This is a genomic window from Enterobacter soli ATCC BAA-2102, from assembly GCF_001654845.1.
In the GTDB taxonomy this organism is placed as follows: domain Bacteria; phylum Pseudomonadota; class Gammaproteobacteria; order Enterobacterales; family Enterobacteriaceae; genus Enterobacter; species Enterobacter soli.
Genome location: NZ_LXES01000026.1, coordinates 132,127 through 147,983, shown reverse-complemented (window position 1 = coordinate 147,983; position 15,857 = coordinate 132,127). Strand labels below are relative to the sequence as shown.

The following is a 15,857-nucleotide window of genomic DNA, read 5'->3' as shown; positions in this document are numbered from 1 at the left end:
CCTGTATTAGTCAAACTCCAGTTCCACCTGCTCCGAACCAATGAGGCCACGGAGATCGTTTAGTAAACGATCGCTCGGAGAGACACGCCACGTTGCACCAAAGCGCAACCGCGCACGTGCATCCGCCCTCTGATAGTAGAGATGTACTGGAATTGTCCCCGAGCGGTGGGGTTCCAGAGACTGACGGAGTCGGTTTAAAAGCTGGTCATCAATTTGCCTGTCCGTCAGCGAGATAGCAAGCCCGCGAGCATATTTTTCCCGGGCTTCGTCAATGTCCATCACTTCGCGGGCGGTCATTTTAAGCCCCCCGCTGAAGTCATCAAAGCTGACCTGTCCGCTGACGATAAGTATGCGGTCTTTTTCCAGCAATTGCTGGTATTTATCCAGCGCGTCGGTGAACAACATCACCTCCAGCCGCCCGGAACGGTCATCCAGCGTACAGATGCCGATTCGATTGCCGCGCTTGGTGACCATAACCCTTGCAGCAATCACGAGCCCCGCAGCCGTGGTGATTTTACCACGATCTGTCGGATGCATGTCTTTTAGCCTGTTGCCTCCGACATAGCGCTCAATTTCTTTGATGTACTGGTTGATGGGGTGACCCGTCAGGTACAAGCCTAACGTTTCACGTTCCCCATCCAGTACTACCTGTTCTGGCCACGGCTGGCAGTTGGAATACGACTGCTCAACCTGCTCTGGCTCTTCTGCCAGTACGCCAAACATATCTGCCTGGCCAATGGCTTCCGCTTTTGCGTGCTGATCGGCGGCTTTCAGGGCATCGCCGAGCGAGTTCATCAGCGCGGCGCGGTGCGGCCCGAGCCGGTCGAACGCACCAGACATGATCAGCTTTTCAAGCACGCGGCGGTTCAATTTTTTGGTATCGGTACGGGCGCACAGATCGAACAACTCACGGAAGTAACCGCCGTTGTTACGCGCTTCGATGATCGCCTCGATCGGACCTTCACCCACACCTTTGATCGCGCCGATCCCGTAGACAATTTCCCCGTGTTCGTTAACGTGGAAATGGTACAGACCAGAGTTAATGTCCGGCGGCAGGATCTTAAGCCCCATGCGCCAGCATTCGTCTACCAGGCCAACCACCTTTTCGGTGTTGTCCATATCGGCAGTCATTACCGCCGCCATAAACTCAGCCGGATAGTGCGCTTTCAGCCACAGCGTCTGGTACGAAACCAAAGCATAGGCGGCAGAGTGAGATTTGTTAAATCCGTACCCGGCGAATTTCTCCACCAGGTCGAAGATTTTCATCGCCAGTTCGCCGTCAACGCCGTTATTTTTTGCCCCTTCTTCGAAGGTGCCACGCTGCTTGGCCATCTCTTCCGGCTTTTTCTTACCCATTGCACGACGCAACATATCCGCGCCGCCGAGGGTATAACCAGAGAGCACCTGGGCAATCTGCATGACCTGTTCCTGGTACAGGATGATGCCATAGGTTGGCTCCAGTACCGGTTTCAGGCTTTCATGCTGCCACTGAACATCCGGGTAGGAAATCTCTTCGCGCCCGTGCTTACGGTCGATAAAGTTATCTACCATCCCTGATTGCAGCGGGCCCGGACGGAACAGGGCCACCAGCGCGATCATATCTTCGAAGCAGTCGGGTTGCAGACGCTTGATCAGATCTTTCATGCCGCGGGATTCAAGCTGGAAAACCGCTGTGGTTTCCGAGCGTTGCAGCATATCGAAACTTTTCTTGTCATCCAGCGGGATGGCGGCAATGTCTATTGGCTCAAGACCTTGCTTTTCGCGGCGCGGGTTGATCATCTTCAGCGCCCAGTCGATGATCGTCAACGTACGCAGGCCGAGGAAGTCGAACTTCACCAGCCCAGCATATTCCACGTCGTTCTTATCAAACTGGGTAACCGGGTGCTGCCCGGCTTCGTCACAATAGAGCGGCGCAAAATCGGTAATTTTGGTGGGCGCGATGACCACACCACCCGCATGTTTACCGGCGTTACGCGTGACCCCTTCGAGCTTGCGCGCCATGTCGATCAGCGCTTTAACTTCTTCGTCTGCTTCGTAGATTTCTGGCAGCTGCGGCTCGGCTTCAAAGGCTTTTGCCAGCGTCATACCTGGATCGGGCGGAACCAGCTTCGAGATGCGATCAACAAAGCCATACGGATGGCCCAGAACACGGCCCACGTCGCGGATAACCGCTTTCGCTGCCATCGTACCGAAGGTAATAATCTGCGAGACCGCATCACGGCCGTACATGTCCGCTACGTGTTCGATAACCTGGTCGCGTTTCTCCATACAGAAGTCAACGTCGAAGTCAGGCATGGATACACGTTCCGGGTTAAGGAAACGTTCGAACAGCAGGTCAAATTCCAGCGGATCGAGGTCGGTAATTTTGAGCGCGTAAGCCACCAGCGAGCCCGCACCGGAACCACGTCCAGGGCCTACCGGCACGCCGTTATCTTTCGACCACTGGATAAACTCCATTACGATCAGGAAGTAACCCGGGAAACCCATCTGGTTAATCACCTGGAGTTCGATATCCAGACGCTCATCATACGGCGGGCGTTTTTCTTTGCGGACGGCCTCATCCGGGAACAGGAATTCCAGACGCTCTTCCAGACCTTCTTTCGATTTCACAACCAGGAAATCTTCCGTGGTCATGTCGCCCGTCGGGAACTGCGGCAGGAAATACTCACCCAGACGCACGGTAACGTTACAGCGTTTGGCAATCTCTACGCTGTTTTCCAGCGCTTCCGGGATGTCAGAGAAGAGCTCGCACATCTCGTCTTCGTTACGCATATACTGCTGCGACGAGTAGTTACGCGGGCGTTTTGGGTCGTCGAGGGTAAAACCATCGTGGATAGCGACACGAATTTCGTGGGCGTCAAAGTCACCCGGCTCAAGAAAACGCACATCGTTCGTCGCCACAACGGGCAAACCACGCTCTTCGGCAAGCGCAACCGCCGCATGAAGATAATTCTCTTCGTCCGCACGTCCGGTACGTATCAGCTCCAGATAGTAGCGATCCGGGAAATACTCTTCATAGAATGCAATGCACTGATCAACCAGCGCACTATTGCCACGCAGCAGACTCTGGCCGACATCACCCATGCGGCCGCCTGAAATCAGCAGCAAACCGTCGTTCAGCTCAGCCAGCCAGTCGCGGTCGATCCACGGCCCCAGCGCGCCATATCCGCGCTGATATGCTTTTGAGATAAGCAGAGTGAGGTTCTGATAACCCGTGTTGTTCATGGCCAGCACGGTTATCTGCGTCATTTCATCGCCAAGCAGCTCGCTCTGCACATGAAAATCTGCCCCGACGATAGGTTTCAACCCAGCGCCATGCGCCGTTCCGTAGAACTTCACCAGGCCACACAGGTTGGTAAAATCGGTGATCGCCAGCGCAGGCATACCCAGAGCGGCCGCCTTTTTCACCAGCGGCCCGGTCTTTGCCAGCCCATCGATCATGGAGTAGTCGCTATGCACCCGCAGGTGTACGAAACGTGGTTCAGCCATCTTCAGATTCCGCGTTACTTAATTGCTTGCGTCTTGATTCAGGACACCAGTCCCAGCGCACGTTTCACCGGGCCAAAACTGCGCCGATGATGTTCAGTTGCGCCATGTTCAGCCAGCTTTTCCAGATGGAAAGCGGTTGGATATCCCTTGTGCTGGGCAAAACCATACTGGGGATAAGTGAGGTCCAGCGCGGCCATTTCGGCATCGCGTGTCACTTTGGCAATAATAGAAGCCGCACTGATTTCTGCTACCCGGCTATCGCCTTTGACGACCGCCATAGATGGCACAGGCAAGGCTGGGCAGCGGTTACCGTCAATCAGTACGTATTCGGGAGCGATTTTCAGACCCGCCACCGCACGCTGCATCGCCAGCATGGTGGCGTGCAGGATGTTCAGTTCATCGATCTCATGCGGCTCTGCGCGCCCAAGACTCCAGGCCAGCGCATGTTCTTTTATCTCGTCGAACAACGCCAGTCGGCGCTTTTCAGACAGTTTTTTCGAATCGTTCAGGCCAATAATCGGACGCGCAGGATCGAGGATCACCGCTGCGGTGACCACTGCGCCAACCAACGGCCCACGTCCTACTTCATCCACACCGGCAACGAGATGCGTGTGCGGGTAAATAAATTCCATCATTTTGCTAGCTCCAGCACCGCGTCAGCCGCTTGCTCATCGGCATTACAGCGGATCTGCTGATGCAATTCCCGGAATGTGTCATGCATCTGGTGGCTGGTTTTACCGTCTGCAAGAAGCGGCAATAGCGCATCGGCCAACGCCTGCGGCTGGCAATCATCCTGCAAGAGCTCTTTCACCAGCTCGCGCCCGGCAAGCAGGTTTGGCAGTGAAACGTAGTCGGTTTTCACCAGACGTTTCGCCAGCCAGAAGGTGAATGGCTTCATACGATAGCCCACCACCATCGGACATTTCGCCAGCATACACTCAAGTGCAGCCGTGCCCGATGCCAGCAGTGCGGCATCGCTGGCGACCATCGCTTCACGCCCCTTCCCGTCCAGCATATGAACGCGGAGATCGGGCGTAACGTCGGCTTTAATGCGCTCAAACTGCTCACGGCGTTTGGCATTAACCAACGGCACAACCACTTCAAGGTCTGGGTAGGTCTGGCGAAGAATCTGCGCTGTTTTCAGGAAATCGGCACTGAGCATTTCCACTTCAGCGCCACGGCTTCCAGGCAACAGCGCCAGACAGTGCACATCGTGCGGAATACCCAGCACATCACGCGCTGCATTTTTATCTGGCTCAAGCGGCATCGCATCCGCCATGGTATGACCGATAAAACGACACGGGACATTAAATTTGTCGTAAAACGCTTTTTCGAAAGGCAGAAAAGCCAGCACCAGATTGGTGGATCTACCAATTTTGAAAACGCGTTTCTGTCGCCACGCCCAGACGGACGGACTGACATAATGAATGGTTTTGATGCCCTGTTTTTTCAGGTTCCCTTCAAGGGTAATGTTGAAATCAGGTGCATCGATACCGACAAACACATCAGGTTTGAGGTCGGTAAAACGACGGGTGAGATCGGCACGAATATGCAGAAGACGACGTAAACGACCGAGCACTTCAACAATGCCCATCACCGCCAGTTCTTCCATTTCATACCAGGCTTCACAGCCTTCAGCCTGCATCAGCGGGCCTGCTACGCCAACAAAGCGAGCATTGGGTACACGAGCCTTGAGCGCGCGGATGAGACCTGCACCAAGAATATCGCCGGAGGTTTCTCCGGCGACCAGGGCTATCGTAAGCGGACGACTGTCGACCATTAACGAATCAGACCACGCGTTGAACGTTCAAAGAATTCCATGAACGCATTCACTTCAGGGTGCTTATTCGCCAGCTCGGCAATTTCCGGCTTCGCCTCTTCCAGCGTTTTACCGCTACGGTACAGAAGTTTGTACGCGTTACGGATGGCTGTAATCGCTTCGCGGCTGAAACCACGACGCTTGAGGCCTTCGATGTTAACGCCAAACGGCGTTGCATGGTTGCCCTGCGCAATCACATACGGCGGGACGTCTTGCGCCACGCCGGAGCAACCGCCGACCATCACGTGTGCACCAATGATGCAGAACTGATGAACTGCGGTCATGCCACCAATGATTGCGAAATCATCAACCGATACGTGTCCTGCCAGCGTTGCGTTGTTGGCAAGAATACAACGGCTACCTACGGTACAGTCATGCGCGATGTGTGCATTGACCATAAACAGGTTGTCGCTGCCCACCTTCGTCAATCCACCACCCTGTACTGTTCCACGATGAATGGTGACGCTTTCGCGAATACGGTTACGATCGCCGATTTCCAGACGGGTCGCTTCACCAGCATATTTCAGATCCTGGTTAACTTCGCCGATGGAGGCGAACTGATAGATCTCGTTATTGCAGCCAATAGTCGTATGACCATTCACCACGACATGAGATTTCAGTACTGTACCCTCACCAATTTCGACATGGGGTCCAACAATACAAAACGGGCCAATGTGAACGTTAGCACCGATGATGGCACCGGTTTCCACAATAGCAGTAGGATGAATAAAGGCGGATTTATCAATCACGTATCAGGACTCCCGGCTACGAGCACACATCATCGTCGCTTCGCAAACAACTTTGCCGTCAACCAGAGCTACGCCTTTGAAGCGAGTCAGGCCGCGACGCGTTTTTTCAAAAGTGACTTCCATGATCATCTGATCACCAGGCACGACTGGACGCTTAAAGCGCGCTTCATCGATACCCGCGAAGTAATACAGCTCACCTGGCTCCAGCTTACCAACGCTTTTAAACGCCAGAATACCGGTAGCCTGTGCCATCGCTTCCAGGATCAACACACCCGGGAAGATAGGTTTACCAGGGAAGTGCCCCTGGAAGAATGGCTCGTTAACGGAGACATTTTTCACTGCGCGCAGAAAACGACCTTCTTCAAAATCCAGCACACGGTCTACCAGCAAGAACGGGTAGCGGTGCGGCAGAAGTTCTAAAATCTCTTCAATATGCAGAGTATGAGTGTCAGTAGTCAAAATACTCTTCCTGTCAAAATGTACTGAATAGCAATAATAACACGGCCTGCCGGATTATAAGAAAGCCGACAGGCCGGGAAATTTAGCGTTTATTGGATGAACGCTTAGTCTTGTTGATCGATCTTGCGCTCAAGAGCCTTGAGTCGCTTGCTCATATCATCAATATTCATCACCAGAGCTGCTGTTTTACGCCACACCTTATTAGGCTGTAGCGGTATACCAGAGGAATAGACGCCTGGCTCAGTGATAGGACGCATCACCATGCCCATTCCTGTTACCGTGACTTTGTCGCATATTTCCATATGCCCGTTAATCACGCTGGCACCACCAATCATACAGTAGCGGCCAATTTTGAGGCTGCCCGCCATGATGACACCACCAGCAACGGCAGTATTGTCGCCAATCACAACGTTATGTGCAATCTGACACTGGTTATCGATGATAACACCGTTACCAATAATGGTGTCGTCAAGCGCGCCACGGTCAATGGTGGTACAGGCACCGATCTCAACACGATCGCCGATAATCACGCGACCAAGCTGCGGGATCTTAACCCAATTACCACGATCGTTGGCATAACCGAATCCGTCAGAACCGATTACGGTACTGGACTGAACGAGGCAATTTTCGCCGATCTCGACTTCGTGGTAAACGGACACATTGGCCCATAAACGGGAACCGGCGCCAATTTTCGTATTTTTCCCAACGAAACAACCTGGGCCAATCACCACGTTATCGCCGAGCACAACCCCGGATTCGATAACGGCGTTTGCGCCAATTGAAACGTTGTTACCCAGCTGCGCCGTTGGATCAATCGCTGCACTGGCAGCAATGTTCTGTGCCGGCTGCGGCGTGGTATCAAGAATTTGAGCCATGCGTGCATACGTCAGGTAGGGATTTTTCACTACCAGTGCAGCGCCTGTGGCAAATGGAAGATCGTCCTGCGTCAGAACAACGGCAGACGCCTGGCATTGAGCCAGATGTTCACGGTACTTAGGGCTTACCATGAAGGTAATGTTGCCAGTTTTAGCAGATTGCATGGACGCAACAGCGGTGATGACGAGATCGCCATCACCGTGTAATTCTGCATCCAACTGCTGAGCTAAATCAGCCAGTCGAATTGAAGGCATTACTTATTTAACCTGTTTCAGAACATCAGCGGTGATGTCTTTAACATCGCTGCTGTTGTAAGCAACGGCATTCGCATCGACAACCAGATCGATACCCTGATCGGCAGCAACTGATTTAACAGCGGTCTGAATGCGAGTCACCAGTTTGCCGCGTTCTTCGTTAGAACGACGCTGACGATCCTGCTCGAAAGCTTGTGCTTTCTGGGAGAAAGTCTGGCGCTGCGCCATGACGTCTTTTTCCATTTTGCTGCGATCGGCGGCTTTCATGGTAGAACCATCACGCTGCAGACGCTGCATCTTGGACTGAAGATCGTTTTCCATACCTTGCAGTTCGCTTGCACGGCCTTTGAACTCGTTTTCCAGCGTTGCGGAAACACCTGTTTTCTGCGCAACCTGCTGGAACAAGCTACCCATATTGACGATTGCAACTTTGTCTGCTGCCTGAGCAGAAGTTACCATCGCTAAACCGAGACCTGCAGCTAATAACCACTTTTTCACAATAAACTCCTTACCATCCCATTAGCACCTAAAGGTACCGTTCTTTGCGTGGCAAGGCGACCGTTTACCGATCGCCGGTTGTCAGCGCTACACTGCCATTGCATTCCGTTGCTGCGGATTATTACCAGGTTTTACCAATGTTAAACTGGAATTGCTCCGACTTATCTCCATCATATTTCTTAAACGGCTGGGCGTAAGAGAAGACCAACGGCCCCAGCGGTGACATCCATTGTAATGCGATACCCGCAGACATGCGAATATTGCTCGGATCGCTGTAGTCCGGAACGCCTTCTGCACGCATCTGAGCGGTATTTTCCCAGTTGGTATCCCACACTGTACCCGCATCCCAGAATACGGATGTACGTACGGAGTTTGCATACTTGTCACTGATAAACGGCGTTGGAGTGATGAACTCCAGGCTGGCAACCGCCATCGCGTTACCGCCCACCGCATCATTGGAGCTACAAACTTCCGTTGACGAGGATTTATTACAGTTATCCGACTTGTTTCCACCGTAGTAAACCGCTTTCGGACCAATGTTGTTGGACTGGAAGCCACGTACGGTGCTGGAACCACCCGCATAGAAGTTTTCATAGAATGGCAGTTCTTTGCCACCTAAACCATCGCCATAACCCCAACGGGTACGACCCAAGACGACCCACTTATGGTCATCATCGATTGGGAAGTAAGACGCGGTATCCAGCGTGACTTTGTAGAACTCGTTATCGGAACCCGGCACGGTAACTTTACCGTTCAGGTTGACGCGAGAACCTTCCGTCGGGAAGTAACCACGGTCAAGACGGTTATACGTCCAGCCATAGTTGAAGGTGAAGTCATCTGCCGCAAAACCGTTGTTGTCGCCAGTCTTACTGGTTGACTGCCCGATGGAATCCAGGTACCGCCACATCGCCACCTGCGGCTGCATGTTAGACAGGTCGTTATGCACGTAGCCTAAACCAGCACGCAGGGTGTTGTATTCGTTAATCGGGAAGCCGAGCGTTCCGTCTACACCGTAACTCTTGTTGGTATAGGAGGACAGATCTGCATCATCTGCTTTAAAGTCGTTATAGAAGATACGACCACCCAGGCTTACACCGTCAACGGTGAAGTATGGGTTGGTAACAGAGAACTCAGAATAGGTCTGGTAGTCGTTTTTGGTGCCGTTGATACCAACAGAGTAACCTGTACCCAGCCAGTTATCCTGCTGAACACCCACCTGGAAGCTCACGCCGCTTTCAGTACCGTAACCCACACCGAAGTTAAAGCTACCGGTGTTACGCTCTTTGACTTTATAGACGACATCAACCTGATCAGGGCTGCCCGGTACGCGTTGGGTATCAGTATCTACCGTTTCAAAGTAACCCAGACGGTTCAGACGCTCTTTACCCTGGTCTACCAGGTCGCTACCCAGCCATGCACCTTCCATCTGACGCATTTCGCGGCGCAGTACGGAATCTTTGGAGGTATCGTTACCTTCGAAACGGATCTTACGCACGTAGAAACGGTTGCCCGCGTCCACATTTACGCGCAGCTTAACGGTCTTATCCGTGTCGTTGATTTCAGGCTGAGTTTGTACACGCGGGTACGCATAACCGTAACGGCCGAGCAGCTTCTTAATGCTGTCTTCCATTTTGGTCACTTTCGCGCCGCTATACAGTTCGCCCGGCTGAATTTTAGTCAGAGACTCGATCTCAGCAGAGTGCCCCGCCAGGTTTCCACTCACTTCAACACCAGAAAGCTTGTACTGCTCGCCTTCAGTAATGTTAATCGTAATGTAGATACCTTTCTTGTCCGGAGTCAGACTGACCTGAGTAGAGTCAATGTTGAAACGGGCATAACCGCGATCCAGGTAGTAGCTGCGCAGGGTTTCAAGGTCACCCGCCAGTTTCTGTTTCTGGTATTTACGATCGCCAACAACGTTCCACCACGGCACTTCGTCGCGCAGCTGGAAGGTTGAGATCAGTTCGTCGGTACTGAAAGCATGGTTCCCTACGATGTTGATCTGTTGGATCTTCGCAGAGACACCTTCCTGGAATACCAGCTTCAGGTCTACACGGTTACGTGGCAGCGGAGTCACCACCGCTTTCACGCTGGCGCTGTATTTACCGACGCTGTAGTAGAAATCTTCCAGACCTTTCTCAATATCGGAAAGAGTGGTGCGGTCCAGAGATTCACCGACACGGACACCAGATGCTTCAAGGTTTTGCTTGAGCATGTCATCTTTAACCGATTTGTTACCGGAGAAAGTGATACTGGCGATCGTTGGGCGTTCTTTTACCTGAACCAGCAGCGTATCACCATCGCGCAGAACGCGAACGTCCTCAAAGTTGCCGGTGGCAAACAGAGCACGGATGGTGTTACTGATATCATCATCATTAACCGTATCGCCGGGGCGTACAGGCATACTGAGGAGGGCCGCACCAACGGCGACACGCTGGAGGCCTTCGAAATGAATGTCTTTCACTACGAACCCGTCAGCACCGTATACGGTGGCGCTGCTAAACAGCAGCGACGCTATGAGCAACTTTTTCATCGCCATCGTTATTATGCGTTCTTCCTAACACTCTCTTACAACCGAGAGAAATCATTGAAAAGTGCAAGCCCCATTAACAGCACCAGCAAAATCGAGCCAATGCGATAACTAAAGTCTTGAACTCGCTCGGATACCGGTCCGCCTTTTAGCTTTTCAATCGCTAAAAACAGCAGATGACCCCCGTCTAATACGGGAAGCGGGAACAGGTTGATTATCCCAAGGTTCACGCTAATGAGCGCGAGGAACATGAGATAGTAAATCACCCCGAATTCCGCTGACATCCCAGCCCCCTGGGCAATAGAGATTGGCCCACTGAGGTTGTTCAGTTTCACATCACCGGTTATCAATTTCCCCAACATGTTGACCGTTAGCTTCATCAGTTGCCATGTTTTATCCGTGGCTTCAAGGATGGCGCTGAACGGCCCATACTGGCGTATTGTCTTGTACTCATCTGGCAGTGGGATGACTTTCGGCACAACGCCTGCAAACCCTTCCGCCTTTTTGCCGCCCGATTTGGTATCCGGGATAAGCGTCAGTGACAGCGGACTCCCCTGCCTTTCTACTTCCAGTGCGAGTGAAGTGCCTGGATTATCGCGCACCAGATTAACAAAGGTCATCCACTGTGTTAATGGCTGACCATCGACTTTAACGATCCTGTCGCCCGCTTGCAAACCCGCTTTGCTCGCCGCCGAATTAGCCTGTACTTCTGCTAATACCGGTTCGATCTGCGCGCCGCGCGGTCGAATCCCCAGTGCAGAGACCGGGTCCTCTTTGTCAGGCTCAAAACTCCAGTGGCGTAAATCCAGCACTTTGTTCTGCCGCTGGTCAGAACCAAATGGCGACACGCTGACGGTGGTCTGCGCATCACCGATTTTGGCGACCAGTTGCAGTCGCACGGCATCCCAATCAGGGGTTTCGATGCCATCAATCGCTTTAAGTTCCATCCCTGGTGTAATTTGCGCACTCGCCGCGATGGAGTTAGGGGCAATTTCACCCACAACCGGGCGAACGCCAGGGACGCCGATGATAAACACCAGCCAGTAGGCGAAAATAGCAAAGATGAAATTGGCTACCGGTCCGGCAGCAATGATGGCGGCGCGTTGTCCAACCGTTTTGTTGTTAAACGCGCTATGTCGAAGTTCAGGGGCGACAGGCTCGACGCGTTCGTCGAGCATTTTGACATAACCGCCCAGAGGAATAAGTGCGAGGACAAACTCGGTGCCATGTTTGTCGGTGCGCTTCCAGAGCGATTTACCAAAACCAATGGAAAATCGTTCTACCCGCACACCGCAACGGCGAGCAACCCAGAAATGGCCAAATTCATGCACGGTAATCAGTACACCCAGTGCAACTATGAACGCCGCCAGATTCCAGAGAATGCTCAGCATAAAACCTTCCGTTAAATCGTCCCAAATACCAGTAAAAGCAGGCAAGCAAACACTGGAACAGCCGCTGTCAGGCTGTCAATGCGATCCAGTATACCGCCATGTCCTGGGATAAGGTGACCACTATCTTTGATCCCTGCTTCGCGCTTAAACATGCTTTCGGTCAAATCACCTAAAACAGATGCCAGCGCAGCGAAAATAGAGCATACCAGCAGGGTTGACGGTGCAACCTCAAGATTCGCCCAGACGCCGTAGCCCCAGGAGATAATCGCTGCTGTAAACAAGCCGCCGATGAATCCTTGCCAGGTTTTCCCCGGAGAGACCTTCGGTGCGAGTTTATGTTTGCCAAACAGTTTACCAAACATATAAGCACCTGAGTCAGCCCCCCAGACGAGAATCATCACGTAGAGCAGCCATAACGCGCCGCTGTAGTGGTTGTCGTCATAGTGCCATGCGCGCAGCGCGAGCATACCCCAGAAAAAAGGAACAATTGTGAGCAGGCCAAAAATAAGGCGTAAAACTTTAGAATTACGCCACAGCGCCGCGGATCCTGGATAAAAAAGCACCAGCAACAGCGCGGCAACCCACCAGCCCAGCGACACCCAAAGCGCGCCAGCAACCAGCGGTTGATGAATATCATGATGATATTCAGGCAATGTAAACAGCATCAGGGCCAGAATAAAGCCACAGAGCACCGCCAGCCATACCCGCTGAGTGCGCGAGGTAAAGCCGCTAAACTGTCCCCATTCCCACGCGGCGAGCATACACACCACCAGCGTAACAATCGCGAATCCCACTGGGGGCAGTAAAAACAGCGCCGCAATGACAATGGGTATTAATACAAAAGCGGAAATCAGGCGATACTTCAGCAAAAGCTACCCCCATCAGGCGTTGTCGCCACCAGGCTCGGTGCCGCCGAAACGACGCTCTCGATTGGCAAAGGCATGCAGCGCACCTTCAAAGTCTTGTTCATCAAAATCGGGCCAGAGAACATCCGTAAAGTAAAGTTCGGCATAGGCTATTTGCCAAAGCAAAAAGTTACTTATGCGATGCTCCCCCCCTGTCCTAATTACCAAATCCACGGGAGCCAGTTCATTCATGCAGATTTGCTGACCCAGCGCCTCTTCATCAATTTGGTCGGGTCTCAACAGCCCTTCCTGAACCTGTTCGGCCAAATGCCGAACGCCCTGGATAATATCCCAGCGTCCGCCGTAATTCGCCGCGATATTGAGCGTCAGACCGGTATTATTTTCAGTCAACGCTTCTGCTTTACGAATTCGTTCCTGCAAACGTGAGTTAAAACGACTGGTTTCACCAATAATACGCAGGCGGACGTTGTGGCGATGCAGGCTTTTTACTTCGCTGTCGAGCGCCCACACAAACAATTCCATCAACGCACTGACTTCCTGCGCAGGTCGATTCCAGTTTTCGCTGCTAAAAGCATAGAGCGTTAACGCATCAATGCCGTTATTAGCGGCAAAAGAAACGGCGCGGCGAACAGATTTCGCCCCGGCTTTATGCCCAAAGGCTCTTATCTTCCCTTGTCTTTTCGCCCAGCGGCCGTTGCCATCCATGATGATTGCTACATGACGGCAGCCATGAGCTGGCAAGTTTTCGCTTAATGGTTGATTCGCAGACAACATAACGCGTTTTTAGTCCCTGAAAAGGATTTAACGGTACTCAGGAATACTGAAGCCTATACATAAAAAAGCCGTGTCAAACCACGGCTTACCTGACCACGTAAAGTCAAATTCCTGCGATCAGGTGGCGCAGACTATATCACTGAAGCCCTACGCTAACAAATAGCACGACCACTAGTGGCTGCTTTATCACCAGCTTGCGAGATGTGTCACCTGTTTACGCGCAATAATACGAGCCTGTTCATCCACCGCCAGCACCTCTTCCACGCTCTGAGGTTCGCGCAAATCCATCATCTCAAGTACCGACAAATTCAGTGCCGCGATATCGGTAAAACGGATTTGCTGATTCAGAAATGCCTCAACGGTAATTTCATTGGCTGCATTGAGTGCTGTCGTCGCCGCTTGCCCCTGGTCAAACGCATTCATGGCAAGCTTCAGACACGGGTAGCGGTCATAGTCAGGTTCGCTGAAGGTCAGTGAACTCAACTTGCAAAAATCGAGGGGTTTTACGCCCGATTTCACGCGATTTGGCCACGCCATTGAGTGCGCGATAGGTGTACGCATATCCGGCTCACCCAACTGTGCCAGCACGCTACCATCCTGATAACGCACCATCGAATGAATCACCGATTGCGGGTGGATCAGCACTTCCATCTGTTTCGCCGATGCATTAAACAACCAGCGAGCTTCAATGTATTCCAGACCTTTGTTCATCATGGTGGCAGAATCAACGGAGATCTTACGCCCCATCGACCAGTTCGGATGACGACACGCCTGATCCGGCGTCATTGCGCGCAGTTCAGACAGTGGTGTTTCCCGGAACGGGCCACCAGACCCGGTAAGCAGAATAGACACAACGCCATTTTGCTCCAGGTCAGCGTACCCCAGGTTCTGTTGAAAAGGTTGAGGTAAACTCTGAAAAATCGCGTTGTGTTCGCTGTCTACCGGCAAAAGGCGCGCCCCGCGCTGTTTTACGGCATCCATGAACAGGCGCCCGCAGGTCACCAATGACTCTTTATTTGCCAGCAATACCGTTTTACCGGCATCAATAGCGGCAAGCGTCGGCAGAAGCCCTGCCGCGCCGACGATTGCCGCCATCACCTGATCAACCTCATCCAGCGCAGCCATTTCGCAAGCTGCCTGCTGCCCGCTCAACACTTCGGTACGGCTGCCCTTCTCTTCCAGCAAGGCTTTCACCTGGCGAGCACTGCCCTCGTCATCCATTACCGCATAGCGAGGCGCAAACTCCAGACACTGTTCAACCATGCGCTGCACATTCTTTCCGGCCACGAGGGCGGTCACGGTGTAGATGTCAGGATTATGGCGAACAACGTCGAGAGTGCTGCAACCAATAGAGCCGGTTGAGCCAAGGAGAGTTAAATGCTTCATGAGATGCCCGGAAAAATGTTAGACCAGATAAAAGCAAAACGCCGCCAGCAAGCCACGTAGGCTCTCTGAACGGCGTTTATCAGTGTACGACAGAAATCAGAACTGCATCAGTTCCGCTTCTTTATCTGCCAGCGCCGCATCAATTTTCTTGATAGCTGCGTCAGTCAGTTTCTGCACGTCGTCCTGGGAACGACGATCGTCGTCTTCGCTGATTTCTTTGTCTTTCAGCAGTGCTTTAACTTTATCGTTCGCATCGCGACGCACGTTACGCACGGAAACACGACCCTGCTCAGCTTCGCCACGCACAACTTTGATCAGATCTTTACGACGTTCTTCCGTCAGCGGAGGCAGTGGAACACGGATATCAGTGCCCGCTGAGCTTGGGTTCAGACCCAGATCGGACGCCATAATCGCTTTTTCAACTGCCGGGCCCATGGAACGATCGAATACGTTGATTTTCAGCGTACGGGTGTCTTCAACAGTGACGTTAGCCAACTGACGCAGTGGAGTTGGCGTGCCGTAGTATTCCACTACGATGCCATCCAGCAGGCTTGGGGAAGCACGGCCAGTACGAATTTTGCTGATTTGGGTTTTGAACGCTTCTACGCATTTGTCCATGCGTACTTCAGCATCTTTTCTGATGTCGTTAATCACGTTACGAATCCTTGAAAACTTGTCTCAGGCAGACTATCCGCCAGCACAGCTGCTACAGGTGTGCTAAGTATAGTCGCGTTTAATTCATGACAACGCCAAAGGCGCGCCCGGG

Annotated in this window: 13 protein-coding genes; all 13 read right to left on the bottom strand. The window is 52.6% G+C overall.

The annotated features are described in order from the left end of the window. Positions 1-6: 6 nt before the first annotated feature. The 13 genes from dnaE to frr all read right to left on the bottom strand — a co-directional run bounded on the left by dnaE (position 7) and on the right by frr (position 15,745). Positions 7-3,489, bottom strand: coding sequence for a DNA polymerase III subunit alpha (gene dnaE, locus M987_RS09855; protein ID WP_014068981.1), 3,483 nt, complete (start codon positions 3,487-3,489; stop codon positions 7-9). A 38-nt stretch (positions 3,490-3,527) separates the two neighbouring features. Beyond that, a complete protein-coding gene (rnhB, locus tag M987_RS09850; RefSeq protein ID WP_014068980.1) occupies positions 3,528-4,124 on the bottom strand; it encodes a ribonuclease HII in 597 nt (198 codons plus the stop codon). Next, entirely contained in the window at positions 4,121-5,269 is a 1,149-nt protein-coding gene (lpxB, locus tag M987_RS09845) for a lipid-A-disaccharide synthase (RefSeq protein WP_014068979.1), read from the bottom strand. The genes rnhB and lpxB overlap by 4 nt, the downstream gene beginning before the upstream one ends. Next, positions 5,269-6,057: an acyl-ACP--UDP-N-acetylglucosamine O-acyltransferase gene (lpxA, locus tag M987_RS09840; RefSeq protein WP_014068978.1), complete on the bottom strand. Its 789-nt coding sequence runs from the start codon at positions 6,055-6,057 to the stop codon at positions 5,269-5,271. The genes lpxB and lpxA overlap by 1 nt, the downstream gene beginning before the upstream one ends. A gap of 3 nt (positions 6,058-6,060) precedes the next feature. Next, positions 6,061-6,516 carry a 3-hydroxyacyl-ACP dehydratase FabZ gene (fabZ, locus tag M987_RS09835; protein ID WP_010426706.1) on the bottom strand — a complete coding sequence of 152 codons (456 nt, stop codon included), beginning with the start codon at positions 6,514-6,516 and terminating at the stop codon, positions 6,061-6,063. Positions 6,517-6,620: 104 nt separating this feature from the next. Beyond that, positions 6,621-7,646, bottom strand: coding sequence for a UDP-3-O-(3-hydroxymyristoyl)glucosamine N-acyltransferase (gene lpxD / locus M987_RS09830; RefSeq protein WP_014068977.1), 1,026 nt, complete (start codon positions 7,644-7,646; stop codon positions 6,621-6,623). A 3-nt stretch (positions 7,647-7,649) separates the two neighbouring features. Continuing rightward, positions 7,650-8,144, bottom strand: a complete 495-nt coding sequence (skp, locus tag M987_RS09825; protein ID WP_014068976.1) for a molecular chaperone Skp — start codon at positions 8,142-8,144, stop codon at positions 7,650-7,652. Positions 8,145-8,265: 121 nt separating this feature from the next. Then, on the bottom strand, positions 8,266-10,683 hold the full coding sequence (gene bamA, locus M987_RS09820) for an outer membrane protein assembly factor BamA (protein ID WP_014068975.1): 2,418 nt from the start codon (positions 10,681-10,683) through the stop codon (positions 8,266-8,268). Positions 10,684-10,712: 29 nt separating this feature from the next. After that, on the bottom strand, positions 10,713-12,065 hold the full coding sequence (rseP, locus tag M987_RS09815) for a sigma E protease regulator RseP (protein ID WP_014068974.1): 1,353 nt from the start codon (positions 12,063-12,065) through the stop codon (positions 10,713-10,715). Between the two features lie 11 nt (positions 12,066-12,076). Beyond that, entirely contained in the window at positions 12,077-12,934 is an 858-nt protein-coding gene (gene cdsA, locus M987_RS09810; RefSeq protein WP_014068973.1) for a phosphatidate cytidylyltransferase, read from the bottom strand. Positions 12,935-12,946: 12 nt separating this feature from the next. After that, on the bottom strand, positions 12,947-13,705 hold the full coding sequence (ispU, locus tag M987_RS09805; protein ID WP_014068972.1) for a (2E,6E)-farnesyl-diphosphate-specific ditrans,polycis-undecaprenyl-diphosphate synthase: 759 nt from the start codon (positions 13,703-13,705) through the stop codon (positions 12,947-12,949). A gap of 186 nt (positions 13,706-13,891) precedes the next feature. Then, on the bottom strand, positions 13,892-15,091 hold the full coding sequence (ispC, locus tag M987_RS09800; RefSeq protein WP_014068971.1) for a 1-deoxy-D-xylulose-5-phosphate reductoisomerase: 1,200 nt from the start codon (positions 15,089-15,091) through the stop codon (positions 13,892-13,894). 96 nt (positions 15,092-15,187) lie between these two features. Continuing rightward, positions 15,188-15,745 carry a ribosome recycling factor gene (frr, locus tag M987_RS09795; protein ID WP_014068970.1) on the bottom strand — a complete coding sequence of 186 codons (558 nt, stop codon included), beginning with the start codon at positions 15,743-15,745 and terminating at the stop codon, positions 15,188-15,190. Positions 15,746-15,857 lie beyond the last annotated feature (112 nt).